The sequence below is a fragment of the Pseudomonas sp. COW5 genome (assembly GCF_026240005.1).
Lineage (GTDB): Bacteria > Pseudomonadota > Gammaproteobacteria > Pseudomonadales > Pseudomonadaceae > Aquipseudomonas > Aquipseudomonas kribbensis.
The window spans coordinates 6,237,950-6,263,438 of the sequence record NZ_JAPHVP010000001.1; the positions used below are offsets into that span (position 1 = coordinate 6,237,950).

The window sequence follows — 25,489 nt, forward strand, 5'->3', positions numbered from 1 at the left end:
CCCAGTCGGGTCTAGCCTTACTAATCCGAAGTCGGCACGAGCCGGCCGCAGAAGACCTGATAAGGACCCGAACATGGCAAATGAATCGAAATGCCCGTTCAATCACGCCGCCGGCGGTGGCACGACGAACCGCGATTGGTGGCCGAATCAACTGAACCTGAAAATCCTGAGCCAGCACTCGCCCGCCTCCGATCCGCTGGGCAAGGACTTCGACTACGCCAAGGCTTTCAAAAGCCTGGATTTCCAGGCCCTGAAACGCGATCTGACGGCGCTGATGACCGACTCCCAGGACTGGTGGCCCGCTGACTTCGGCCACTACGGCCCGCTCTTCATCCGCATGGCCTGGCACAGCGCCGGCACTTATCGCACCGCTGACGGCCGTGGCGGCGCCGGCTCCGGCCAGCAACGTTTTGCCCCGCTCAACAGCTGGCCGGACAACGTCAGCCTCGACAAGGCCCGGCGCCTGCTGTGGCCGATCAAACAGAAATATGGCCGCAACATTTCCTGGGCTGACTTGATCGTCCTCACCGGCAACGTCGCGCTGGAATCCATGGGCTTCAAGACTTTCGGATTCTCCGGCGGACGTCCCGATGTATGGGAACCGGACGAAGATGTGTACTGGGGTTCGGAGAACACCTGGCTGGGCGGTGACACCCGTTACGGCAAACACCCCGAAGCCATGCAGGAACCGGGCGACGGCACGCTGGTGGCCGAACCGGCCGAGCATGGCCATGAACAGAGCCGCACCAATCAGGGTGAACGCAACCTGGAAAACCCGCTCGCCGCCGTACAGATGGGCCTGATCTACGTGAATCCGGAAGGCCCCGAGGGTAATCCCGATCCGGTGGCCTCGGCCCGGGACATCCGTGAAACCTTCGGCCGCATGGCCATGAACGACGAGGAAACCGTCGCCCTGATCGCCGGTGGCCACGCCTTCGGCAAGACCCACGGTGCCGGCCCGGCCGATAACGTTGGCCCGGAACCGGAAGCCGCCGGTCTTGAGCTTCAGGGCCTGGGCTGGAAAAACAGCTTCGGCAGCGGCAAAGGTGCGGACACCATCACCAGCGGCCTGGAAGTGACCTGGACCACCACCCCGACCAAATGGAGCAATAACTATCTGGAAAACCTGTTCGGCTTCGAGTGGGAGCTGACCAAAAGCCCGGCCGGTGCCCACCAGTGGAAACCGAAAAACGGCGCCGGAGCCGGCACCATTCCCCATGCCCACGACCCGAACAAACGCATCGACCCGACCATGCTCACCTCTGACCTGGCCCTGCGCTTCGACCCGGCCTACGAGAAGATTTCGCGGCGCTTCCTGGCCAATCCCGATCAACTGGCCGATGCCTTCGCCCGGGCCTGGTACAAACTGATCCACCGCGACATGGGCCCGCTGTCACGCTATCTCGGCCCGGAAATGCCGCAGGAAGAGCTGCTGTGGCAAGACCCGATTCCCGAGGCCAGCCATCCACTGATCGACGACAGCGATATCAGGGCGTTGAAAGGCAAAGTGCTGGCGTCGGGACTGTCCGTTTCGGAACTGGTCTCCACCGCCTGGGCTGCTGCTTCGACCTTCCGTGGTTCAGACAAACGCGGCGGCGCCAACGGCGGACGTCTGCGTCTGGCACCACAACGGTTCTGGCAGGCCAACCAGCCCGAGCAACTGGACAAGGTGCTCAAAGCCCTCGAAAGCATTCAGAACGAGTTCAACGCCGGCGCATCGGGCAAAAAAGTCTCGCTGGCGGACCTGATCGTGCTCGCCGGCAATGCCGGGGTCGAACAGGCGGCGAAAAACGCCGGCCATTCGGTCACGGTGCCCTTCTCGCCCGGCCGTACCGATGCGACTCAGGAGCAGACCGACGTCGAGTCGTTCGGCTTCCTTGAACCGCACACCGATGGCTTCCGCAACTACGCTGCCAGCACCTATCGCGTGCCGGCCGAAGCGTTGCTGATCGACAAGGCGCAACTGCTGACGCTTTCGGCGCCAGAACTCACCGTACTGGTTGGCGGCCTGCGCGTGCTGGACACCAACGTCGGCAAGACGAAGCACGGCGTGTTCACCGACAAGCCCGGTGTACTGACCAACGACTTCTTCCGCAACCTGCTGGACATGGGCGTGGAATGGAAACCGACGTCCAAGGCGGCGGATGAATTCGAAGGCCGCGACCGCAAGACCGGCAATGTGAAATGGACAGGCACACGGGTCGATCTGGTGTTCGGTTCCAACGCGATACTGCGGGCGCTGGCCGAGGTGTATGCCAGCTCCGATGCGAAGGAACAGTTCGTCAACGACTTCGTTGCCGCGTGGGCGAAGGTGATGGATCTGGACCGGTTTGATTTGCACCAGTAAGGTTTTTTAACCACCCACAAAAAACGCCGCTCATTGAGCGGCGTTTTTATCGGTTCGACTGAAATCCTGTGATGAAGCGAAGATCTTACCCCCTCACCCCAGCCCTCTCCCCCAAGGGGGCGAGGGGGAAAGGGAGTCGATCTCCGTTGTTTTCAGAACTGGAGTTCGACTCAACAGATCAGGTCGATGTTGCTCGACAGAACAACTCGGTCAGTCCCCTCTCCCCTTGGGAGAGGGTTAGGGTGAGGGCTGGATCTAAAGTTGAAACACCACCTTAAGACCAACCCCAATCAACCACCCTCAAGCCAAGCTTTTGCTCACAACCTCATACACATCACTGGACAGCTGCCCCGATGCCAGAATCCGCTCCAACTCCCCCTTCATCAGCGCCTGACGAGCGCTGTCGTATTTACGCCAGCGAGTCAGCGGCGCCAGTTGGCGCGAAGCGATCTGCGGGTTGAAGCCGTTCAGCTCGATCACCAGATCCGCGAGGAAGCGATAGCCAGAGCCATCCGCCGCGTGGAAGTTGATCAGGTTCTGCCCGGCGAACGCACCGACCAGCGCACGCACCTTGTTCGGGTTCTTGATGTTGAACGCCGGGTGCTGCATCAGCGCTTTGACCCGCGCCAGACCGCCCGGCAAGGTGCTGCCGGCCTGCACGCTGAACCACTGATCCATGACCAGCGGATTGTCCTTGAAGTGCTCGGCGAAACTGGCCAGGGCCTTGGCCTTCTCGGCGTCGAACGGCGAGTTGACCAGCACCGCCAGCGCAGTCAGGCGCTCGGTCATGTTGTCACAGGCGTCGAACTGCTCCAGCGTTGCCGCCAGCACTTCAGGCTTGCCGCTGAGCATCAGGTACGACAGCGCAATGTTCTGCAACGCGCGACGGGCGAAATGCTCGGCCTCGGCCACGTACGGGGTCTTTTTCGACAGTTCGCGGTTGGCCTGATAACGCTGCCACAGGGCCTCGAACAGGTTGTCCGCCAGTTGCTGACGGGCGAACTCGCGGGCGGTGTGGATTGCGTCCACGTCAGCCACTTCGCTGATTTCGGTCAGGTAGGCTTCGCTTGGCAGCGAGAGCATTTCCGCGACCATCGCCTGATCCAGCGTCTGATCAGCCAGCACGGTGCGCAGGGCCGAAATCAGACGCGGGTCGAGCACCAGGCTTTCGCCCTTCTGCTGCTGGCCGATCAGTTCCTGCAACACCTGCACCGACAGTTGCTGGCCGGCATCCCAGCGGTTGAAACCGTCGCTGTCGTGCTGCATCAGGAACATCAGTTGATCACGGTTGTACGGGAAGCTCAGTTTCACCGGTGCCGAGAAACCACGCAACAAGGACGGCAGCGGCTGTTCGGCGATGTCGACGAAGGTGAAAGTCTGTTCGGCTTCGGTCACCGAGATCACCCGGCTCGTGCCTTGGGCCGAGGCTTCGCCGGCCAGACGCAAGGCAATCTCGTTGCCCCGGCTGTCGAGCAGGCCCAGTTCCACCGGGATCACGAACGGCAGTTTTTCAACCTTGTCCGGGGTTTCCGGGCAGCTCTGGCGGAAGGTCAGGCTGTAGGTTTTCGCGGCGGCATCGTAAGACTCACTCACCGCCAGTCGCGGTGTGCCTGCCTGGCTGTACCAGCGCTTGAACTGGGTCAGGTCGACGCCGTTGGCATCTTCCATGGCCTTGATGAAGTCGTCGCAGGTCACGGCCTGGCCGTCGTGGCGTTCGAAGTACAGGTCGCTGCCCTTGCGGAAGCCTTCGGCGCCCAGCAGGGTGTGAATCATGCCGACCACTTCCGAGCCCTTTTCGTACACGGTCAGGGTGTAGAAGTTGGAAATCTCGATGAAGCTGTCCGGGCGCACGGCGTGGGCCATGGGACCTGCATCTTCGGCGAACTGGTGGGTACGCAGGTACGCCACGTCCTGAATGCGCTTGACCGTGGCCGAGTTCATGTCGGAAGAGAAACCGGCATCGCGGAAAACGGTGAAGCCTTCCTTGAGCGACAACTGGAACCAGTCGCGGCAGGTCACGCGGTTGCCCGACCAGTTGTGGAAGTATTCGTGGGCGACGATTGCCTCGACCCGCTGGTGCGCAGCGTCGGTGGCGGTTTCGGCGCGGGCCAGCACGGCGCTGGAGTTGAAGATGTTGAGACCCTTGTTCTCCATGGCGCCCATGTTGAAGTCGTTCACGGCGACGATCATGAAGATGTCCAGATCGTACTCGCGACCGTAGACCTCTTCGTCCCAGCGCATCGACTTCTTCAGACTGTTCATGGCGTGCTGGCACTTGTCGATGTTTTCCGGCTCGACATAAATGCGCAGCGCCACGTTGCGCTCGGTCATGGTGGTGAAGCTGTCTTCAACGCACCACAAGTCACCGGCCACCAGCGCAAACAGGTAGGCCGGCTTCATGAACGGGTCTTCCCAGGTCGCCCAGTGCCGGCCGTCTTCGCCGGGCCCGCTGGCGATCGGGTTGCCGTTGGAGAGCAGCACCGGATAGCTGTGCTGCTCGGCGACCACCGTGGTGGTGAACTTGCTCATCACGTCCGGGCGGTCGAGGTAATAGGTGATCTTGCGGAAACCTTCGGCCTCGCACTGGGTGCAGAACATCGTGCCGGACTTGTACAGGCCTTCCAGCGCGGTGTTGGTTTCCGGGTGGATCCTGACGCTGGTGTCGACCGTGAAGGTTTCGCTCTTCGGCTGCAGGGTCAGGTGATTCTCGGTCAACTGGTAGTCGGCAGCGCTCAGTTCCTGGTCGGCCAGGGTCACCGAGAGCAATTCCAGCTGCTGGCCATCGAGCACCAGCGGCGGCAGGCCCGGGCCACGGGCCGGGTTGCGGCGCATCACCAGTTGCGCGTGGACCAGACTGTGGTCCTCGAACAACTCGAAGGTCAGGTGTGTTTCATCGATCAGGTACTCGGGCGCCTGATAGTCCTTCAGGTAAATCATCTTCGGTTGTTCGGTGCGCATGCTGAAGTCCTTATTGATGCACGGCGAGCTGATAGGCCGTGTACTTGCGAATGTTGATCACGCCGGTGTCGAAGATCAGGTACTGACCCTTGATCCCCAGCAGCGTGCCTTCGGCAATCGGGTTCTTGTCCAGGTTGAAGCTGACGATCTTGGCCGGGTACTGCTCGACCGGGTAACGGATTTCCAGCGGCTCGACGTCGGTGACCGGCTGAATCGCCTGCAGGCCGAAACGCTCCTGCAAGCCCTGCAAACCTTCGGCGCAGCTGTCGAACAGCTGATCGCGCACCTGCGCCAGATCCACCGCCGCTGCGTCGCCCTTGAGCAGCGCGCGCCAGTTGGTCTTGTCCGCCACCTGACTGCGGAACAGGTCTTCAACGAAACCGGACTGCTGGCGCGTGGCGACGCGAATGATCGGCAACGCCTGACTGGCGCCCTGATCGAGCCAGCGGGTCGGCAGTTGGGTGGCGCGAGTGATGCCGACCTTGATCCCCGACGAATTGGCCAGGTAGACGACATGGTCGGTCATGCAGAACTTCTCGCCCCACTCCGGTTCCCGGCAGGTGCCGGCGTCGAAATGGCAGCGCTCCGGGCTCATGATGCACACATCGCACTGGGCCAGTTTGGTCATGCACGGGTAGCAGTAACCCTGACTGAAACTGGTCTTGGTCTTGCGTCCGCAATGGGTGCAGTGAATCGCCCCCAGGTATTCCAGACGCACCGTCGTGCCGATCAACGGGTTGACCGGCACCTCGACGTCATCCAGACGAAACGCGTATTGCACGTTCGGCCCGTCCAGGCGCGCCGACATTTTGCTGATTGCACCGCGGCCAATCTCGATCAATGGATGGCGTCCGACTTGAACAGGATGTTCGGCACTTCGATCGACTTCGACGCACACTCCTGCGGGCCCATGTAACCGGTGCGCTCTTCTTCGGGCAGGTTCTGGATTTCCCAGGCGATCATCGCCTGCAGCGACAGCTCGCGCTGTTCGGCGGTGAGCTTGCCACCGTCGGACCATTTGCCGATCTCCACGGCCAGTTTCAGGCTCTGGTAGATATCCGGGGTGATGTTCTTGATCAGGTCGTTAAAAGAGGACATCAGGGTCTCCGTGCTCTTTATTCAAAAATTCAGGCGGCCAGTTTACGGCGGTTGTACAAACCGCCCAACAAACCGGTGAAGCATCCGATGAGTAACCCGCCGACGTGGGCGGCATTGGCGATCTGGCCGAAGCCGATCATCGAGATCAGCCCGGACATGCACACCAGCAGCCACACCAGCATCATCACCAGCACGCCGCGGGGTAGACGATAGGCCGGGTTCGGCGCCAGCAGCTGGAAGATCCAGCAGTGGCCAAGCAGCCCGTAAAGCACGCCGGACAGACCGCCGAACAGGCTCGGGCCGCTCCAGGCAAACTGTGCGTAGTTGGAAACGAGGCTGAACAGCAGCGTGAGGCCGATCAGGTTGATACTGCCCTGGCGCGACTCGATGCGCCGCCCCAGTTCCCAGTACCACATGCCGTTCATGGCCAGGTGCAGGATGCCGAAGTGGATCAGCATCGGCGTGAACAGGCGCCACCACTGCCCTGCCGCCAGGCTGTCGGCCAGTGAGGTGAAGTGGATGTAGTCGCCGACCACGCGGAAATCGAGGAAGGTCAGCCAGCGCATCGTGTCGAGGTTGTCGCCCAGATACGTCAGGCCGCCGACCAGCAGGCTCAGCAACAGGATGAACCCGGTGGCCTTGGCGTGTTTCAGTTGCTCGGCGAAGCTCGGCCGCTTGATGGTCGGCGCCACCGGAATGTCCAGTTGCTGATCCGGATCACCTGCCGGGAAGCGTTCGTACAGAGAACGCACGTCTTCGCTGATTTCCGACGGCACCCACAACACCTGCTCGCCCGACTCTTCGCTGACGCGGTGTGGCACCTGCATGCGTTGCAGCAGTTTGACGAAACCGCTCAGGTCCGCCGCCAGTGGCAGACGCAATACCGCTACCGCGCTCATCGCAGCACCTCCGGCCGCTCGACATCGACCCAGACAAATTTATGTGGATCCAGGCGGGTTTCCTGATCCAGACGATAAGCCACCAGTTTGCCGTAGAGCACGGCGCTGTAATCCAGGCACGCGAGGTTCGGGCGGATCGGCGCCGGTTTGCCGCTGCGCCAGTAGTGACCGACGAACAGCAACGGCTCATCGACGCCGTAGCGCAGCAGGGAATTCTTTTCGCTGGAGGTCAGCGGCTTCTGCGCCACCGGTTCCGGCAGTGCATCGGGCTGGAACACGATGTCGCCGTAGGTCTGCGGATCGTCTTCCCAGAACTTGGTGCGGAAGAACGAGCGCACCAGACCATCGCCACTGGTCATGGTCAGGCCATCCGGCAGGCGCATGTCGGTGCCGCGCAGCAGGCGATCGAACACCGTGCAGGCAAAGCTGCCCGGTACGGCAGAAGCCTGTAGGAAGTGCTCATCGATGCAGCCATCGGGGAACAGCGCGCGCAACGGCTCGATCAGGCCGGCATCCCAGCAGGCATGCACGACCCGGAAGCGTCCGGCGTCGACAAACAGCGGCAACTCATAGAACCAGCGCTGGAAGTCGTGCCAGTCACCGGGATGGTCTTCGAACTGGGTCAGGGTTTCGTGCAGCAAACGGGCGTGGCGCGGCGTGTGCTCGCGCACGAACTGCTTGCCGCTGCCGGGCGGTGCCGGTGTGCTCCAGCCCAGGGCGTTGAATTCGTGGTTGCCCATGATGCACAAGGCCTGGCCGGCCTCGACCATGTCGTGGACGATATGCAGCGCCTCGCGGATCCGCGGGCCACGGTCGATGATGTCGCCGACGAACACGGCCATGCGCGAAGGATGCCGCCAGACCCCGCCCTGCTTGTGATAACCGAGACGGTCCAGCAGGTGTTCCAGGGTCAGGGCGCATCCGTGCACGTCACCGATCAGGTCATAACTGCGCGCGGGATCGAGCATCAGTCGCCTCCACCACCCAGCTTGCTGCCCCAGCCGAGTTTGGTGCGGCAGACCTCGTAGTAGTTGTGGTCGAGCGGATGGATCAGCCGCAGCTTCTGCGCTTTCTTGCTGACGGTGATGGTGTCGCCCGGCGCGCAGGTGAAGTGGTTCTGCCCGTCGCAGGAGACTTGCGGGTAGATCTGCATATCTTTGGACACGACGATTTTCAGCTCACTGTTGCCATCGACCACGATCGGTCTACCCGACAAGGTATGGGGGTACATCGGCACAATCACAATAGCGTCGAGCTTGGGATGCATGATCGGGCCGCCGGCGGACAATGCGTACGCGGTGGAGCCGGTCGGCGTGGCGACGATCAGGCCGTCGGCCTTCTGGCTGCAGACGAACTGGCCGTCGATGTACAGCTCGAACTCGATCATCCGCGTCGATTTGCCCGGGTGCAGCACCACGTCATTCAGCGCATCGCCCTGGCCGATGGCCTCGGCGTGCCGGCGGACTTCGGCCTGCAGCAGGAAGCGGTTTTCCACCAGATAGTGGCCGTCGAGTACTTCGGCGACCTTGATTTCCAGCTCGTCCGGGCGGATGTCGGTGAGAAAGCCGAGGCTGCCACGGTTGATCCCGAGCACCGGAATGTTGTGCTTGGCCAGCGCCCGGGCCGCACCGAGCAGGCTGCCGTCACCGCCGACGACGATGACCATGTCGCAGACTTCGCCGAGCATCTTGCGCGAGGAGGTTTGCAGGCCATGGCCGGGCAGGACTTCGGCGATAGTGTCTTCGAGGATCACATGCAGGTGACGATCGAGCAGAAAGCGTTTCAGTCGGCGGACGGTATCCAGCACCTGGGAACTGCCCAGGCGACCGATGATGCCGATATTACGAAATTGCTCCATGGGACTCCTGCTGGGGCTGCGACGGCGAAAACGACGATTATGGGCGAAAGCGCCGGATAGACAAAACCCTTTCAGCCCGAGAGTGCGCCTGCGTTTAAGGCTATGCTCGCAAGATGATCCTATTTCCCGATTTGCTCCAGTTGCCCCATCAGTTGCACCACCCGGAAGTGCGCGATCTGGCGTGGGTGATCCTCGCCCCGCCGATGCTCGCCGCCACGCCGTGGCCGCAACGTCATCCGCTGGCCGGCAGCGACTGGGTGCACGACCCTGAACGGCTGGCGCACTGGCTGCACCGGCTCGACCGTGACAGTTACGGCCTGCTGCAATGGCTGTCCCAGGCTCGCACCCGGCGCCTGGGCCTGTATTACGAACGGCTGTGGCAGTTTGCCGTGGAGCATGCGCCGGGGATCGAACTGATCGCCGCCAACCTGCCCATCCGCCGCGAAGGCCACACCCTCGGCGAACTCGACATGCTGCTGCGCGACCGTGACGGCGTGCATCACCTGGAACTGGCGATCAAGCTCTACCTCGGCCCGCAGAACGGTGACGGCCGCGATCCGGCGCAGTGGCTCGGCCCCGGCTGCCATGATCGCCTGGACCGCAAACTGGCCCATCTGAGCGAACACCAGTTACCGATTTCAGCCCGCCCGGAAAGCCGTGAGGCCCTGGCGGCGCTGGATATCGAGTCGTTCAGTGCGCAGTTGTGGCTGGGCGGTTATCTGCTGTATCCATGGCCCGGGCAGTCCGAATCACCGGGAGGTGCCCATCCGCAGCATTTGCGCGGCAGCTGGTTGCATCAAAAGGACTGGCCGACGTTTGTCGCCCAGCGCCCGGCCGGACGCTGGCAACCCCTGCCCCGCCACGCGTGGCTGGCGCCGGCGCACTACCCGGCGGATCAGGCCTGGAGCCACGAGCAGTTGCGCGCCTGGCTCGATGAGCTCGAACCGCTGGCCCCGGCCCAGTTGATGGTGCGCCTGACCGAGAATGCCCGGGGCGAATGGGAAGAAGCCGAGCGGCTGTTTCTGGTTTCGGATCTGTGGCCGAACGTGCCCGGCCAATCCTGATTTTTGTACCGTTTGATCCGGCCCCTTCGCGAGCAAGCTCGCTCCCACAGTGGAATGCATTTCAAATGTGGGAGCGGCGGTGCGACGATTCGACTTGCTCGCGAAGGGGCCGACTCGGTCTAAATGGAAAGTCTCACGGCGAGTGCCGCCAACGTAACCAAAAGAACCGGCACCGTCAGCACAATCCCGACCTTGAAGTAATAGCCCCAGCCGATCCGGATATCCTTGCGCTCCAGCACATGTAGCCAGAGCAGAGTCGCCAGACTGCCGATCGGGGTGATCTTCGGCCCCAGGTCGCTGCCGATCACGTTGGCGTAGATCATCGCCTCTTTCACCACACCGGTCGCCTGACTGGCATCGATCGACAGCAAACCGATCAGCACCGTGGGCAGATTGTTCATGATCGACGACAACAGCGCCGTCAGCACGCCAGTGCCCATGGCCGCGCCCCACACGCCATACCCGGCAAAGGCATTCAGCCAACCGGCCAGATGACCCGTCAGCCCGGCATTCCGCAGACCGTAGACCACCAAATACATGCCCAGGGAGAAAATCACGATCTGCCACGGCGCTTCTTTCATCACCTTGCGCGTGGAAATCTTGTGCCCGCGAGCAGCGATACCCAGCAACAACGCCGCGCAAACAGCCGAAATGGCGCTGATCGGAATCCCCAGCGGCTCAAGGGCAAAACAGCCCACCAGCAGAATCAGCAACACCGCCCAGCCGGCGTAGAACGTGGCCTTGTCGTGGATCGCCGTCTCCGGATGCTCCAACTGTTCAGGATCGTAGGCTGTCGGAATATCGCGGCGGAAGAACCACAACAACACCGCCAGCGTGGCCGCGACGCTGACAAAGTTGACCGGCACCATCACCGCCGCATAGCGATTGAAACCGATGTGAAAGAAGTCGGCCGAAACGATGTTGACCAGGTTCGACACCACCAGCGGCAGGCTCGCGGTGTCGGCAATGAAGCCGGCGCCCATGACGAACGCCAGGGTCGCCGCCGGGGAAAAACGCAGGGCCAGCAGCATGGAAATCACGATCGGCGTGAGGATCAGCGCCGCGCCGTCGTTGGCGAACAACGCCGACACCAGCGCACCGAGCAACACCATGAAGGCGAACAGCTTGCGCCCGTTGCCCCGCCCCCATCGCGCCACATGCAACGCGGCCCAGGCAAAGAATCCCGCCTCGTCGAGCAACAGGCTGATGATGATCAGCGCCACGAAAGTGCCGGTGGCGTTCCAGATGATCTGCCACACCAGCGGAATATCACTCAGGTGCACCACGCCAAAAAGCAGCGCGACAATGGCGCCGAGCGTTGCACTCCAGCCGACCCCGAGGCCTTTGGGTTGCCAGATCACCAGGGTAATGGTCAGCAGGAAAATCAGTGACGCAGCGAGCATTCGCGACAGCCTTCAATAAAAGGGAAAGAATCAGACCACAAAAAAACCTGTGGGAGCCAGCTCCCACAGGTTCGTTATGTTGTCAGAAAAATCAGTGGATCACTTCTTGTGCTGCGCGACCCACTCGCCATAGGCATTGATGAAGCTCTGCAGGAACGGCTTGACCGACTCATTCAGCTTGCCCGACTCATCGAACGCCGTACCGGCGCCGCCCAGGTAGGCTTCCGGCTGCTGCATGCAAGGTACGTTGAGGAAAACGAAGGACTGGCGCAAATGCTGGTTGGCGCCGAAGCCGCCGATGGCACCCGGCGAAACGCTGATCACCGCGCCCGGTTTGCCACCCCAGACACTCTTGCCATAAGGCCGCGAACCAACGTCAATTGCGTTCTTCAAGGGTGCCGGTACCGAGCGGTTGTACTCCGGGGTGACAAACAGCACCGCGTCGGATGAGCCCACTTTTTGCCGAAAAGTGCTGTAGGCTGCCGGCGGTGAATCGCCGTCGATGTCTTCGTTATAGAGTGGCAGATCGCCAATTTCCACAATGTTCAGCTTGAGGTTGGCCGGTGCCAGTTCCGCCAGCGCCAGCGCGACCTTGCGATTGATCGATGCTTTACGCAGGCTGCCGACCACTACCGCGACGTTATAGACATTGCTCATGGGAAGACTCTCGACTGTCCGTGGGAGGAGCCTGTAGTTATAGATGATCCAGCGACGATTCCACCAGACGACGAGGGATATTTCCCGCGTCCGGATTATTTTTTTCCTGTAGGAAAACTTACCAAGCTCGATGACGGTCTACCAAGCCGCAAATCAAGCGTTTTATCTCCAGAGGTTCTAAGCAGATGGCAGCAGTACTCGTCGGTCAGTTCCATGCAAGAGATGCGGAAGGCCGCGTTTATTCCGTGCATGAGTTCCAGGAATCCAACCCGTCGGCAGACGGTTTCACCGGCATGGAGCCTGTTACCACCTACAAACTGGCCATTGGCGATCGGGTCAATAAAATCGACGACAACGAATTCCTGCTGGTTCAGTCGGGCATCACGTTGATTCGCGAACCCGAGCCGACTGTCGCTTCATAACCGATTGTTATGAGCAGAAGTCATCCGCGCCGAGTTGGGGTAGGATTCAGCCACTGACCCCAACGGCCGGACATGGACTTCACGCATGCGTTTACGTCATATCGAGGTGATACAGGCGCTTTTACAGACGGGTCACGTGGGCACCGCCGCCGAATGGCTGCAATTGCCGGCGGGCGATGTCGAGGAGCGACTGCGCGAAGCCGAGAGTCAGTTGGGTTTCATGCTGTTCGCCAGTGTGCGCGGACGGCTTCAGGCCACGGCCGAAGCCCGTGCGCTGCAAGTTGAAATCGCCCACATCTATGACGCGCTGGAACCGGTGCAACGACTGGCCAGCAGTCTCAAGCAATACCTCGCGCCACCCCTTCGAATCATCGGCACCCCGCCGCTGGCCCAGCAGCTGTTGCCGCAAAGTCTCGCCGCATTGCGCCGACGCCTGCCGGACGTGCCCTGCACGCTGCTCAGTGAACCCACCCGCCACATCGTTCGCAGTCTGTTGCTGCGCGAGAGCGATCTGGGTTTGAGCCTGCACGATCCCGAACATCCGGATATCCATTGCCAGCCGCTGGCCCAGGGCAAGCTGCAATTGCTCGCGCCCCACGGCTGGCTGCAACCGAAGCAGAAGTACATTTCGCTGCAAGACCTGGCCGGTCAGGCAATGGTCGGCCTCGAAGGTCAGGACCCGCTGAGCCCGGCGCTGGAACACAAACTCCAGGCCTTGCGCCCGGCACCGAGCATCCACACCCGGGTGCAGACTCATCAGATGATGCGCAGCATGGTCGAGGCCGGCGAAGGCCTGGCCATCGTCGACCCGTTCACCGCGCTGGGTGCCCGGGCCAGTGGGATCGACACTTGTCCGTTGTCACCGGCAGTGCCGATCAGCCTCTATGCACTGACCTTCAAGCACGCGCCGCCGACATCGGCCGTCCAGACATTGCTGGGTATCGTTACGGAACAAGCCGAGGCGATGCTGGCGAGCTGATCGGGTTTTCCAGCGGATTATCGAACAATCGATACCAGAACAACGCCACCTCGGCGGTGTTCGGATCGATACCGCGATAACGCAGGTGGTCGATGCCACCAATCACATAACCGCAGCGCTCATACAAGCGACAGGCGCCGAGGTTGTTGTTCTGGGTCTCGAGCATGATCCCCGGCAGTTTTTTCTTGCGACTCCAGAACTGCGCAACATCGAGCAAAGCCTTGGCCACACCATGACGGCGTGCCGGCGCATGCACCGCCAGTTCATCGATATGGGCAAAACCGTTCCAGTTGGTGCTGATCACCAGATGCCCTACCGGCTGGTCTTCCAGATACGCCATGAAAATCGCACTGTCGGCGGCATCGCGAAAACTGCTGAACTCTTCCGGGTCGATGCCGTAGCACTTGCGGTACGGCACGATGGGCGTCACGCCCCACTGCGCGACGGATTTGCCGATTTCGGCGGCGCCATAGGCGGCGACCTCAAAACTGAAATCACTGCCCCAGATATAGGCGGCAAAGCCGTCGTCGGCGACGCGTACCGACAGCCCGGGGTATTTTGGATTCATGACCGGTTGCATACTGGGAAACGCCCTCATTCCTTGACGCAATCAACGGTGTAGTGCCGTCCATTGCCCTCGTCTTCGTGTTGCAGTCCGTGCACATCGACCACGAAACCCGGAAAACTCGCATCGAACGTGCGGGCAAACTTCAGGTAATCGATGATCGACCGGGTAGATTCGGTGAAGCGTTCGCCGGGCATGATCAACGGAATCCCCGGCGGATAAGGCACCAGCATCACCGCCGCGACACGCCCCTCCAGCTCATCGATCGGCACCGCCTCGACTTCGCCGCGCACCAGTTGATCGTAAGCGTGGGCCGGTTTCATGGCGATTTCCGGCAGCACGGTGTACATGCGCTTGAGGTGCCTGGCGGTGGCGTTGCTGCGATAGCAGGCATGAAGCTGATCGCACAGGTCGCGCAGACCCATGCCGCGATAGCGCGCCGGATCTTCCTGGGCGACACACTTCAGGCAGGTGTCGAGGCTGACGTTGGCGTCGTAGCTGCGCTTGAACTCCAAAAGCTCGGTCAACAGCGTGCTCCACTTGCCCTTGGTGATGCCCATGGAGAACAGCACCAGGAACGAATACAGCCCGGTTTTTTCCACCACCAGTCCGCGTTCCCAGAGGAAACGACTGACCACCGCTGCCGGAATGCCCTTGTCGCTCAGCGCTCCACCAGCGGTCAGGCCGGGCATCACCAGGGTGACCTTGATCGGATCGAGCAGCACGTAGTCGTCGCTGACCTCGCCGAAACCATGCCAGTCCGCCTCGGGCTTCAGCAGCCAGTCTTCGGTCTGCACCCGGTCAATGCCCTCGACTCCCGGCGGCTGCCAGATCGAAAACCACCAGTCATTGGCGTCGATGTGTTGCCTAAGATTGGCCAGCGCCCGGCGAAAGCTCAGGGCTTCATCGAAGGTTTCCTGCAACAGCGAGCGCCCGGCCGGGCCTTCCATCATGGCCGAAGCCACGTCCAGCGAGGCGATGATGCTGTATTGCGGCGACGTCGAGATATGCATCATGAACGCTTCGTTGAACCGGTCGCGATCCAGTTGCCGCGCCCCGCCGTCCTGCACATGAATCATCGAAGCCTGACTGAACGCCGCCAGCAGTTTATGGGTGGAATGGGTGGTGAACACCAGCGGGCTGTCGGTACTGCGCGAAGTGGCCATGCCGTAGCGGCCGGCAAAGAATTCGTGAAACGCCGCGTAGGCGTACCAGGCTTCGTCGAAATGCAGGACTTCGACGCTGTTGCCCAGGCTCTGCTTGATCAGTTCGGCGTTGTAGCAGAGGCCGTCGTAAGTGGAATTGGTGACCACCGCGAGTTTGACTTTCGGCTCGCGGCCCTTGGTCAGCGGACTCGCATCGATCTTGGCCTGGATCGATTCGCGGCTGAATTCACTCAGCGGGATCGGGCCGATGATCCCCAGCTCGTTGCGCTCCGGGCACAGGTACAGCGGAATCGCCCCGGTCATGATGATCGCGTGCAACACCGACTTGTGGCAGTTGCGATCCACCAGCACCAGATCATCGCGCCCGACCATCGAATGCCAGACGATCTTGTTGGCCGTCGAGGTGCCATTGATCACGAAAAAGGTGTGATCGGCGCCGAAATTGCGCGCCGCCCGCGCTTCTGCTTCGGCCAGCGGCCCGGTGTGATCGAGCAGCGAACCCAGCTCCGGCACCGACACCGACAAGTCCGAGCGCAGGGTGTTTTCCCCGAAGAACTGGTGAAACGCCTGCCCCACCGGGCTCTTGTGATAAGCCACCCCGCCGCCATGTCCCGGGGTGTGCCAGGAATAGTTGGAGTCGGCGGTGTGCTGCACTAGCGCCTTGAAGAACGGCGGCAACAACCCGTCCAGATACTTGCGCGCCGCCCGTGCCACCTGCCGGGCCAGAAACGGCACGGTGTCTTCGAACAAGTACAGAATGCCGCGCAACTGATTCAGTTCGGCCATGGCATCGGCCGGGGCGTTTTCCAGGGTGACCTGCTCGCCGAGGGCGAAGATCGGCAGATCCGGCGCCCGCACCCGGGCCAGACCGATCAGTTCGGCCATGTTCTGTAACAAATGGGAATTGGTGCTGGCGTCTTCAGCGGCAATCAACATGCACGCCAGACCATGGTGGGTCGACGCCACCAGCCGGCCCTCGGTGTAGTCCGTGGCCGAAACGATGCTGAAACCTTCCTGCTCAAGCTCACGTGCGATGCCGCGAATGCGTTCGCCGGCAACCGTGTCGGCCTTGATGTCGCGGTGGACAATCAACACCGGGAACTTCAGATCTTTGTACATGAGACTCAGTGTCCTGAGGCGGCGGAGAGTGATCTGCCAATGTCCTCAGGGTAGAGGGTCGGAGCGGATGTGGCGAGGGTGGCCAGTTGTCAGTACTGCCAAAAACAAAGGATCGTCCGGACGCGGCCAGCGCCTTCGGACGATCCTTTTATCTTCAAGCCTGGGCTTCGGCTTCCAGCAGCTGAGTCCACAGCGCCGGCGCGCCAGCGGATTTGGCGATGATTTCCAGACGCACCTGGTGCTCGGCCAGTTCGGCTTCGGTGGCGCGAATGATCCGCCCCGGCTTGCGATCCGCCGGCAGACGACGGATTTCAGTGGCGGAGTTGTCCGCGCCCTCGCCCGTGCCATTACCGTCGGAAGCGTTGCCGGCCAGCGAGAGGCTGGTCTGGCCACCGGTCATGGTCAGGTAGACGTCGGCGAGAATCTCCGAGTCGAGCAATGCGCCGTGCAGTTCACGGCCGGAGTTGTCGACGCCGTAGCGTTTGCACAAGGCATCGAGGCTGTTGCGCTGCCCCGGGTGACGTTCCCGGGCCATCATCAGGGTGTCGAGGATCGTGCAGTGCTGCGTGATGTCAGCGCGATCCTGCTGGCCCATCAGGGCGAATTCGTTGTTGATGAAGCCAACGTCGAACGCCGCGTTATGGATGATCAGTTGCGCGCCGTTGATGAACTCGAAGAACTCGTCGGCCACTTCGGCAAAACGCGGTTTGCCGACCAGAAATTCGTTAGTGATACCGTGGACGCCGATCGCGCCTTCGTCACTTTCGCGGTCCGGTTGCAGGTAGACGTGAAAGTGCCGGCCTGTCAGGCGCCGACCGATCAGCTCGACGCAACCGATTTCAATGATCCGGTGACCATCGGTCACCGGCATGCCGGTGGTTTCGGTATCGAGTACAACGGATCTGGTGGCCATCAGTGTTCAGCTCTCAACGGGTCAATCGTGCAAAAGCGGCGATGTTAACACGCTGTTGGTGCGCGTCGCGCTCCGCCGGGTGATCGGCGCTCATGCAGTTTTTAACAATCATTAGCAATGTTCATAAAGTCTGGGGCAAACCGGCTTGTTAGCGTGCGCGGCCTGTTTCCCAGTGGATTTGAGCACGTCATGAAGACTGCATACGTTTTATTGCTTGGAGCCTGCCTGCTGACGGCTGAAGCGCACGCCACCAGTTTTGTCATCAGCACCGACATCACCCTGAGCCTGACGCTCAGCTCCAGCAAAGGCACCAGCGGCTCGTTCAAGGACGACAAGATCGTGCTGGCCGCCAAGGACGATGCGGCGGCCTTCGTGGCCAGCGACGGAGACATTCGTGGTGCGCAGATGGAAGCGGCGTTCAAGCGGATTCGCAGCCTGCTGCCGGAACTGTCCGCCACCGACCAGCAGTTGGCCAAAGCCATTCTGATGCTCTGATCAGTCCTGCTTGTAGCCGCGCACTTCATCCACCCCACGGTTGGCCAACTGGTCGGCCCGTTCGTTGCCGTGGTGGCCGATGTGGCCGCGCACCCATTTCCAGGTGACCTTGTGGCGGTTGACCTGCTCGTCCAGCTCTTTCCACAGGTCGGCGTTCTTGACCGGCTCCTTGGCCGCAGTTTTCCAGCCGCGTTTCTTCCAGTTGGCCATCCACTCGTTGATGCCTTTCATCACGTATTGCGAGTCGGTTACCAGCAGCACTTCGCAAGGACGCTTGAGGGCTTCGAGGCCGCGAATCGCGCCGAGCAGCTCCATGCGGTTGTTGGTGGTGTTGGCTTCGCCGCCCCACAGCTCCTTTTCGACGCCCTTGCACACCAGCAAGGCGCCCCAGCCGCCCGGGCCGGGGTTGCCCTTGCAGGCGCCGTCAGTGAACAGTTCTACGCTATCGACGCTTTCGCTCATGCCAATCTATCCAGAAAAATGCCTGGCCTCGCCGATCACGGATCGACAACGGCCCGGGCCGGGACACACCCGGCCACAATAAAAGAAGGTTTACGGTTCGATGCGGCGACGATTGACCTTGGCCATCGGCAGCGGAATCAGCTTGCCCATCGGCTCGCGGCGTTCCTGGCGCACCGGACGCAGGCCGACCACGATCTTGCGCGCGACCAACAGATAGAAACCGCCGCCCGCCAGTTGCCAGTCGCCGGCCTTGCGTTCCCAGCCGGCCAGACGGGCCTGCCACTTGGGTGACGCGAGCGGCGGACGATAGCACCCGAAGCGGCGTTTCTCCAGCGCGAAGCCCAGCAGGTTGAGCCAGTCGGCGACCCGCGACGGCGAGATGCAGCGCGCCTGATGCAGCGCATCGTGAGCGAACACATGACGCAGACCCCAGGTGCTCCAGGGATTGATGCCGACAATCAGCAGATGCCCGCCGGGGCGCACGCTGCTCGCCGCTTCACGCAGGAGGCCGTGGGGCGACAGGCAGAAATCCAGACCGTGCTGCAACACCACCACGTCGGCGGCGTGCTCGCTCAACGGCCAGGCCTGCTCTTCGCAGACGATCTCCACGCCGGGCAATGGCGCACCGAGCCGCACGTTGCGCTGCACCTGCGGCGCCGACGGCGGTGTTTCCGCAGAAGGGCCGTAATGCACCAGATAGCCGCCGAAGAACCGGCCGAGCTCGTCTTCGAGCATGCGCCGCTCTTCGTCCAGCAGAAATTGCCCGAGGGGACCGGACAGCCATTCACGGGCCGCCCCGATCAGGGCCAGCCAGTCAGGATCGGCCTGAGCGAACGCTTTATCAATCATTGCATTCTCCAACACGCCAGGAACCTCTAAGATGCGCCAATGTTACCCGCTTGGCGAATCCGAAGATGATACAGATCAGTGCCCTGCCCGCCTTCACCGACAACTACATCTGGTTGTTACAGGATCATGCCACCCAGCGTTGCGCGGTGGTCGATCCGGGAGATGCCGCCCCCGTGCAGGCGTGGCTTGCCGCGCATCCAGGCTGGGTGCTGGGCGATATTCTGATCACTCATCATCACCATGATCATGTCGGCGGTGTCGAGACGCTTAAAAAGGCTACGGGCGCGACTGTCTACGGTCCGGCCAGCGAAAGCATTCCGGGACGCGACGTCGCGCTCAAGGACAACGATCAGGTTCGCGTGCTCGGCTGGGATTTCGATGTCTACGCCGTTCCCGGCCACACCCTGGGGCACATCGCCTATTACCACCACGGCCTGCTGTTCTGTGGCGACACCCTGTTCGCCGCCGGTTGCGGCCGGTTGTTCGAAGGCACGCCGGAGCAGATGCACCACTCCCTCGGTCGTCTGGCAGCCCTGCCGGAAGACACGCTGGTCTACTGCACCCACGAATACACCCTGAGCAACCTCAAATTCGCCGCTGCGGTGGAGCCGGGCAACCCGGACATTGCCGCCCGTCTGGAAAAAGTCAGCCAGCAACGGCAAAACGGGGTCATGACCCTGCCCTCTACCATTGCCCTGGAAAAGCTCACAAACCCGTTTCTGCGTACCAGTGAAACATTAGTTACACAAAAAGTGGACGAACGGAATGGCGCTCAAAACCGGGCGCCGAGTGAGGTTTTTGCGGCTCTGCGGGCTTGGAAAGATAAGTTCTAAGGCGTTCACTACTTGGTACAAAAACGCTGAATGGTTGACCGCAGGGGGTGCGCTTTCTAGAATCGCCCGACATTTTTGCCCGGAACTTACTTCCAGCCAATGTCGTCATCCATACGTAAGTCCGTCAATTCAGACGCATTGACCCGCCTGGCGCAAGCCATCGCGGTGGCTGTGTCCGCCACGCTGGCGGGCTGTTCCAGCCATGCTCCGCAGACTGAAGCGACCCATACGCCGAACATTGCTGCGCGAGCCAAGCAGAAGCCGATCTGGTTGTCCGAGAAGCCCAGCCCGCAGGTGCCCCAGGACATCTGGGAACGTATGCGCGGTGGTTTTCAGCTTCAGGAAGGCCTGGGCGTAAACCCGCGCATCGAGCAACAGCGCCTGTGGTTCGCCAGTAACCCTTCCTTTCTCGAGAACGCCGGCGAGCGCGGCAGCCTCTACATTCATTACATCGTCGAGCGCCTCGAAGAACGCAACATGCCGCTGGAACTGGCCCTGCTGCCAGTGATTGAAAGCGCCTACAACCCGATGGCCTATTCCCGGGCCGACGCGGTGGGGCTCTGGCAATTCATCCCTTCCACCGGGCGTTACTACAACCTGCGCCAGACCCGTTTCTACGATGGCCGTCGCGACATCACCGCCTCGACCACGGCAGCGATGGACTACCTGACCCGCTTGCACGACATGTTCAACGGCGACTGGCTGCTGGCCCTGGCAGCCTACAACGCCGGCGAAGGCACGGTCAGCCGCGCCATCGAACGCAACGAAAAGCTCGGCCTGCCGACCGACTACTGGAACCTGCCGCTACCGGCAGAAACCCAGGCGTACGTGCCGAAACTGCTGGCACTGTCGCAAGTGGTGCTGTCGCCGGAAGCCTACGGGGTCAACCTCAACCCGATCGCCAACGAACCTTACTTCCAGGTCGTCGAAATCAACCAGCGCATGGACCTGTCCAAGGTCGCCGCCGTGGCCAACATCGACGAAGACGAGCTGTTCCAGCTCAACCCGGCGTTCAAGCAGCGCACCACCATCGACGGCCCGCAGCACCTGCTGGTGCCGACGTCGAAGGCTCAGTTGCTGACCGCCAGCCTGCAGACCATGCGTCCTGAAGAGCTGATCAGCCCTCGTTCGCTGAAGCCGGTCTTCGAAGGCGCCGACCCGACCGAAGTCGCGAAGCTCAAGCGTGCCTACCGGGTCAAGCGCGGCGACAACCTCGGCTCCATCGCCAAGGCCAACAAGGTCGACGTCAAGGACCTGCAACGCTGGAACAAACTGACCGGCAAGAACCTCAAGGTCGGCCAGACCCTGGTCATGCAGGACACCAGCAAACGCACCCCGGCCGGCAAGACCGGCGGACGCATCAACACCGTGATCGCGGCCAACAGCAAGACCAAAGCCAAGGACGACAGCAAGCAGCAGACCCAGTACAAGGTCCAGCGCGGCGACACGCTGTATGTTGTTGCCAAGCGTTTCAACGTCGAGATGCAACATCTCAAGCGCTGGAACCCGGGCGCCGGCAAGGCGCTCAAGCCTGGGCAGATGCTCACGGTCTACCAGCCGCACTGACAAAGAGCCCCTGAATTTCAGGGGCTTTTTTTTGCCTGTCATTTTTTGCTGGCAATGCAGGCCACTGCCGCAATTAACCGCGCATTAAGCCCCTGTCTTTTTCCTGTCCATACAAGCTGTTACTGTACGGCCCACAAAGCCCAAGCCGCCTGGATCGGATCTGACTTGAAGCGTCCCCTCCTCCTGCTCCTGATCAGCCTGGCCTTGAGCTCCCCCGTCAGCGCCACGATCACCGAAAGTCACGGTTATGCGCAGTTCGGCACGCTTAAGTACCCGGCCAGATTTACCCACTTCGACTGGGTCAACCCGCAAGCGCCCAAGGGCGGTACGTTGCGGGTGATGGCGTTTGGCACCTTCGATACGCTCAATCCTTACACCTTCAAGGGCACCAGCCCGGTCACCACCCCGAATTTCCTGCAGTACGGCATCAACGAGCTGAACGAGCCGCTGATGGTCGGCACCGGTCAGTATTCGCCATCCGGCGATGAGCCGGCCTCCAGTTATGGCCTGATCGCGCAATCGGTGGAATACAGCGAAGACCGCAGCTGGGTGGTGTTCAATCTGCGCCCGGAAGCGCGCTTCCACGATGGCACGCCGATCACCGCCTACGACGTGGCGTTCTCCTATCGGACGCTGCTCAAGGAAGGTCATCCGCTGTACCGCACGGCGCTTCAGGAAGTGTCGCGGGTCGACATCCTCAACCCGCAGCGCATTCGCTTCATCATGAAGCGCTCGGGCAATCCGCTGCTGATCCTGCGCCTGGGCGAGTTGCCGGTGCTGCCCCAGCATTACTGGAAGGGTCGCGACTTCAAGGCCACCACCTTCGAGCCGCCGCTGGGCAGCGGGCCGTACCGCATCACCTCGGTGACACCGGGGCGGCAGCTGATTTTCGAACGGGTCAAGGATTACTGGGGCAAGGACTTGCCGGTCAATCGCGGCAAGTACAACTTCGATCGCATGGAAGTCGAGTTCTATCGCGACAGCGATGTGGCCTTCGAAGCGTTCAAGGCCGGCGAGTTCGACATCTATATCGAGCATCAGGCGAAGAACTGGGCCAACGGCTACAACTTCCCGGCCGTGCGCCGTGGCGAGGTGATCAAGGCGCAGATCCCGCACCAGATCCCGACCCAGAGCCAGGGCCTGTTCATGAACACCCGGCGAGCCACCTTCTCGGACGTCAAGACCCGCGAAGCCCTGGGCCTGATGTTCGACTTCGAGTGGACCAACCGCGCGCTGTTCAGCGATGCCTACCAGCGCACCACCAGCTATTACCCGAACAGTGAATTCAGTGCCAGCGGCCTGCCCGTCGGTCACGAATGGCTGATGCTCAAGCCCTACAAGGATCAACTGCCGGCCCGGCTGTTCACCGAGCCGTTCACGCTGCCAAAGACCGACGGGCGCGGCATTCCCCGGGAAACCATGCGCAAGGCCCTGGCGCTGCTGGCCGAGGCCGGCTGGAAGCTCAACGGCCAGCGCCTGCAGAACGCCGCCGGGCAACCGCTGAGTTTCGAACTGCTGCTGGTCAACCCGAACCTTGAGCGGATCCTCCAGCCGTACATCGAGAACCTCAACAGCATCGGCATCGACGCGCGCCTGCGCACGGTGGATCGCGCCCAGTACAAACAGCGTCTGGATCAGTTCGACTTCGACATGATCCTCATGACCCTCAACCAGACCCTCAGCCCGGGGCTGGAACAGTGGCAGTACTTCCACTCCAGCCAGGTCGGGGTCAAGGGCAGCAAGAATTACGCGGGCATCGCCAACCCGGTGGTCGACCATCTGCTCGAGCAATTGCTCGCCGCCCGCACCCGCGATGAACAGGTCGCCGCCGGCAAGGCGCTGGACCGCGTGCTGCTCTGGCAGCACTACAGCATTCCCAACTGGTACCTCAATTATCACCGTCTGGCGTACCGCAACCGGTTCGCCTTCGTCACCACGCCGCCCTACACCCTGGGCCTGAGCGCGTGGTGGCTGAAATCTTCGGAGAAAGGTCAATGAACGCCGTTCGCACCCTGCTCGTGCAGGCTTGCGGCCTGTTGTTCGCCGGGCTGGCCTGCGCCGCCCCGCAACACGCCGTAACCCTGTACAACGAGCCGCCGAAATACCCCGCCGATTTCAAGCATTTCGATTACGTCGACCCCAATGCGCCCAAGGGCGGGGTTTTCCGTCAGGCCGGTTTCGGCGGCTTCGACAGCCTCAACCCGTTCATCAGCAAAGGCGTGCCGGCGGACGATGTCGGGCAGATCTACGACACCCTGACCCGGCACAGCCTCGACGAGCCGTTCACTGAATACGGCCTGATCGCCGGCAAGATCGAAAAGGCCCCGGACAACAGCTGGGTGCGCTTCTACCTGCGTCCCGAAGCGCGTTTCCACGACGGTCACCCGGTGCGTGCCGAAGACGTGGTGTTCAGCTTCGAGACCCTGACCAAGGAAGGCTCGCCGATGTTTCGCGGTTACTACAGCGACGTCGAAGAGGCCGTCGCCGAAGACCCGCTCACGGTGCTGTTCAAGTTCAAGTACAAAAACAATCGCGAGCTGCCGCTGATCCTCGGCCAGTTGCCGGTGCTGCCGAAACACTGGTGGGCCAGTCGCGATTTCAACAAGGGCAATCTGGAAATCCCGCTGGGCAGCGGCCCGTACAGGGTCGCCGAAGTGAAGGCCGGGCGCTCGGTACGTTACGAGCGGGTCAAGGATTACTGGGGCAAGGACCTGCCGGTCAATCGCGGTTTCTACAATTTCGATGTGATGACCACCGATTATTTCCGCGACAACACCGTCGCCCTGGAAGCCCTGAAGGCCGGCCAGTTCGACTACTGGCTGGAAATGACCGCGAAGAACTGGGCCAACGCCTACAACATTCCAGCCGTCACCGAGGGCCGACTGGTCAAGGAACTGATCCCCAACGGCAACCCGACCGGCATGCAGGGTTTCGTCTTCAACTTGCGCCGCCCGGTGTTCCAGGACGTTCGTGTGCGCCAGGCACTGGGTCTGCTGCTCGACTTCGAATGGACCAACAAGCAACTGTTCAACAGCGCCTACGTGCGCACTCGCAGTTATTTCGAAAACTCGGAAATGGCCGCCACCGGCCTGCCGGACGCCGATCAACTGGCGATCCTCGATCCGTTCCGTCGCCAGCTCCCGGCGCAGGTGTTCAGCGAAGCCTTCGAAAACCCCAAGACCGATGCCAGCGGCATGATCCGCCTGCAGCAACGCGAAGCCTATCAACTGCTGCAAGAGGCCGGCTGGAAGATCGTCGACGACAAAATGGTCGACACCACCGGCAAACCGGTGGTCATCGAGTTCCTGCTGGCCCAGACCGAATTCGAACGGGTGCTGCTGCCGTTCAAGCGCAACCTCGCCGACCTGGGTATCGATCTGGTGATCCGCCGCGTCGACGTCTCGCAATACGTCAACCGCGTGCGTTCGCGGGACTTCGACATGATCGTCGGCAGCTTCCCGCAGTCCAACTCTCCGGGTAACGAACAACGGGAGTTCTGGATGAGCGCCGCCGCCGACAAGCCGAGCAGCCGCAACTCCATGGGCCTGAAAGACCCGATCGTCGATCATCTGGTCGAAAGCCTGATCAACGCCGACTCGCGCAAAAGCCTGGTGGCCCACGCCCGCGCCCTCGATCGCGTGCTGCAATGGGGTTACTACGTGATCCCCAACTGGCACATCAAGAGCTGGCGCGTGGCGTACTGGAACCACATAGGCCACCCGAAAGTCTCCCCCAAGTACGACATCGGCATTAATACCTGGTGGGTCAAGCCCGACACGAAACCTGCGGTAGAAGTGCAAACCCAATTGCAAGCCGACCCTGTGGGCACGGAGTAA

Annotated in this window: 22 protein-coding genes; 9 read left to right on the forward strand and 13 right to left on the reverse strand. The window is 61.6% G+C overall.

All coding sequences use genetic code 11. The features are described from left to right. The first annotated feature begins 73 nt into the window (after positions 1-73). Positions 74-2,347, forward strand: coding sequence for a catalase/peroxidase HPI (katG, locus tag OQ248_RS28240; protein ID WP_265814915.1), 2,274 nt, complete (start codon positions 74-76; stop codon positions 2,345-2,347). Between the two features lie 300 nt (positions 2,348-2,647). Here the strand turns inward: katG and pepN are convergent, their stop codons facing one another. The 6 genes from pepN to OQ248_RS28270 are packed head-to-tail and all read right to left on the reverse strand — an operon-like array spanning position 2,648 to position 9,160. Beyond that, the gene (pepN, locus tag OQ248_RS28245) at positions 2,648-5,305 is read right to left on the reverse strand and encodes an aminopeptidase N (RefSeq protein ID WP_265814916.1); all 2,658 of its coding nucleotides are present in this window, start codon (positions 5,303-5,305) and stop codon (positions 2,648-2,650) included. A gap of 10 nt (positions 5,306-5,315) precedes the next feature. Further along, the gene (locus tag OQ248_RS28250; protein WP_265814917.1) at positions 5,316-6,146 is read right to left on the reverse strand and encodes a DUF2797 domain-containing protein; all 831 of its coding nucleotides are present in this window, start codon (positions 6,144-6,146) and stop codon (positions 5,316-5,318) included. Continuing rightward, complete coding sequence (locus tag OQ248_RS28255; protein ID WP_085698878.1) at positions 6,143-6,403, reverse strand: DUF1315 family protein; 261 nt, start codon at positions 6,401-6,403, stop codon at positions 6,143-6,145. Before OQ248_RS28255 ends, OQ248_RS28250 begins: the two co-directional genes overlap by 4 nt. Positions 6,404-6,432: 29 nt before the next feature. Next, positions 6,433-7,302 (reverse strand): rhomboid family intramembrane serine protease, encoded by an 870-nt coding sequence (locus OQ248_RS28260; protein ID WP_265814920.1) that lies wholly within the window; start codon positions 7,300-7,302, stop codon positions 6,433-6,435. Continuing rightward, positions 7,299-8,270: a metallophosphoesterase gene (locus OQ248_RS28265; protein WP_085708586.1), complete on the reverse strand. Its 972-nt coding sequence runs from the start codon at positions 8,268-8,270 to the stop codon at positions 7,299-7,301. Before OQ248_RS28265 ends, OQ248_RS28260 begins: the two co-directional genes overlap by 4 nt. Next, complete coding sequence (locus OQ248_RS28270) at positions 8,270-9,160, reverse strand: NAD(+) kinase (RefSeq protein WP_011333623.1); 891 nt, start codon at positions 9,158-9,160, stop codon at positions 8,270-8,272. Before OQ248_RS28270 ends, OQ248_RS28265 begins: the two co-directional genes overlap by 1 nt. Positions 9,161-9,273: 113 nt before the next feature. Here OQ248_RS28270 and OQ248_RS28275 point away from each other — a divergent pair, with 113 nt between their 5' ends. After that, positions 9,274-10,224: a DUF1853 family protein gene (locus OQ248_RS28275; protein WP_265814922.1), complete on the forward strand. Its 951-nt coding sequence runs from the start codon at positions 9,274-9,276 to the stop codon at positions 10,222-10,224. Between the two features lie 119 nt (positions 10,225-10,343). Here the strand turns inward: OQ248_RS28275 and OQ248_RS28280 are convergent, their stop codons facing one another. Together OQ248_RS28280 and OQ248_RS28285 are read right to left on the reverse strand one after the other, a co-directional pair. Beyond that, positions 10,344-11,627, reverse strand: coding sequence for an arsenic transporter (locus OQ248_RS28280; RefSeq protein ID WP_265814923.1), 1,284 nt, complete (start codon positions 11,625-11,627; stop codon positions 10,344-10,346). Positions 11,628-11,726: 99 nt separating this feature from the next. Then, positions 11,727-12,284, reverse strand: a complete 558-nt coding sequence (locus tag OQ248_RS28285) for an NADPH-dependent FMN reductase (protein ID WP_085708589.1) — start codon at positions 12,282-12,284, stop codon at positions 11,727-11,729. A gap of 185 nt (positions 12,285-12,469) precedes the next feature. Between OQ248_RS28285 and OQ248_RS28290 the strand changes: the two genes are divergently transcribed. Then, positions 12,470-12,706, forward strand: a complete 237-nt coding sequence (locus OQ248_RS28290) for a hypothetical protein (protein WP_085708590.1) — start codon at positions 12,470-12,472, stop codon at positions 12,704-12,706. Positions 12,707-12,791: 85 nt separating this feature from the next. Beyond that, positions 12,792-13,685: a LysR family transcriptional regulator gene (locus OQ248_RS28295; RefSeq protein ID WP_119426590.1), complete on the forward strand. Its 894-nt coding sequence runs from the start codon at positions 12,792-12,794 to the stop codon at positions 13,683-13,685. On the opposite strand, the gene OQ248_RS28300 is transcribed toward OQ248_RS28295, so the two are convergent. The 3 genes from OQ248_RS28300 to dnaQ all read right to left on the reverse strand — a co-directional run bounded on the left by OQ248_RS28300 (position 13,651) and on the right by dnaQ (position 17,448). After that, positions 13,651-14,265 carry a GNAT family N-acetyltransferase gene (locus tag OQ248_RS28300; RefSeq protein ID WP_265814925.1) on the reverse strand — a complete coding sequence of 205 codons (615 nt, stop codon included), beginning with the start codon at positions 14,263-14,265 and terminating at the stop codon, positions 13,651-13,653. The genes OQ248_RS28295 and OQ248_RS28300 overlap by 35 nt on opposite strands. A 14-nt stretch (positions 14,266-14,279) precedes the next feature. Continuing rightward, complete coding sequence (locus tag OQ248_RS28305; RefSeq protein WP_265814927.1) at positions 14,280-16,535, reverse strand: Orn/Lys/Arg decarboxylase N-terminal domain-containing protein; 2,256 nt, start codon at positions 16,533-16,535, stop codon at positions 14,280-14,282. 154 nt (positions 16,536-16,689) lie between these two features. Continuing rightward, on the reverse strand, positions 16,690-17,448 hold the full coding sequence (gene dnaQ, locus OQ248_RS28310) for a DNA polymerase III subunit epsilon (protein ID WP_085708594.1): 759 nt from the start codon (positions 17,446-17,448) through the stop codon (positions 16,690-16,692). Positions 17,449-17,637: 189 nt separating this feature from the next. On the opposite strand from dnaQ, the gene OQ248_RS28315 reads away from it, so the two are divergent. Further along, a complete protein-coding gene (locus OQ248_RS28315) occupies positions 17,638-17,943 on the forward strand; it encodes a DUF2388 domain-containing protein (protein WP_265814928.1) in 306 nt (101 codons plus the stop codon). On the opposite strand, the gene rnhA is transcribed toward OQ248_RS28315, so the two are convergent. Both rnhA and OQ248_RS28325 read right to left on the reverse strand, forming a co-directional pair. Further along, entirely contained in the window at positions 17,944-18,405 is a 462-nt protein-coding gene (rnhA, locus tag OQ248_RS28320) for a ribonuclease HI (RefSeq protein ID WP_039770807.1), read from the reverse strand. Between the two features lie 90 nt (positions 18,406-18,495). Beyond that, a complete protein-coding gene (locus tag OQ248_RS28325; protein ID WP_085708596.1) occupies positions 18,496-19,254 on the reverse strand; it encodes a methyltransferase domain-containing protein in 759 nt (252 codons plus the stop codon). A 65-nt stretch (positions 19,255-19,319) separates the two neighbouring features. Here OQ248_RS28325 and gloB point away from each other — a divergent pair, with 65 nt between their 5' ends. The 4 genes from gloB (at position 19,320) to OQ248_RS28345 (ending at position 25,489) form a co-directional block, all read left to right on the forward strand. Beyond that, a complete protein-coding gene (gene gloB / locus OQ248_RS28330) occupies positions 19,320-20,087 on the forward strand; it encodes a hydroxyacylglutathione hydrolase (protein ID WP_265814930.1) in 768 nt (255 codons plus the stop codon). A 99-nt stretch (positions 20,088-20,186) separates the two neighbouring features. Beyond that, complete coding sequence (locus OQ248_RS28335; protein ID WP_119426587.1) at positions 20,187-21,653, forward strand: transglycosylase SLT domain-containing protein; 1,467 nt, start codon at positions 20,187-20,189, stop codon at positions 21,651-21,653. Positions 21,654-21,818: 165 nt separating this feature from the next. Beyond that, the gene (locus tag OQ248_RS28340) at positions 21,819-23,651 is read left to right on the forward strand and encodes an extracellular solute-binding protein (RefSeq protein WP_265814931.1); all 1,833 of its coding nucleotides are present in this window, start codon (positions 21,819-21,821) and stop codon (positions 23,649-23,651) included. Further along, positions 23,648-25,489 carry an extracellular solute-binding protein gene (locus OQ248_RS28345; RefSeq protein WP_265814933.1) on the forward strand — a complete coding sequence of 614 codons (1,842 nt, stop codon included), beginning with the start codon at positions 23,648-23,650 and terminating at the stop codon, positions 25,487-25,489. Before OQ248_RS28340 ends, OQ248_RS28345 begins: the two co-directional genes overlap by 4 nt.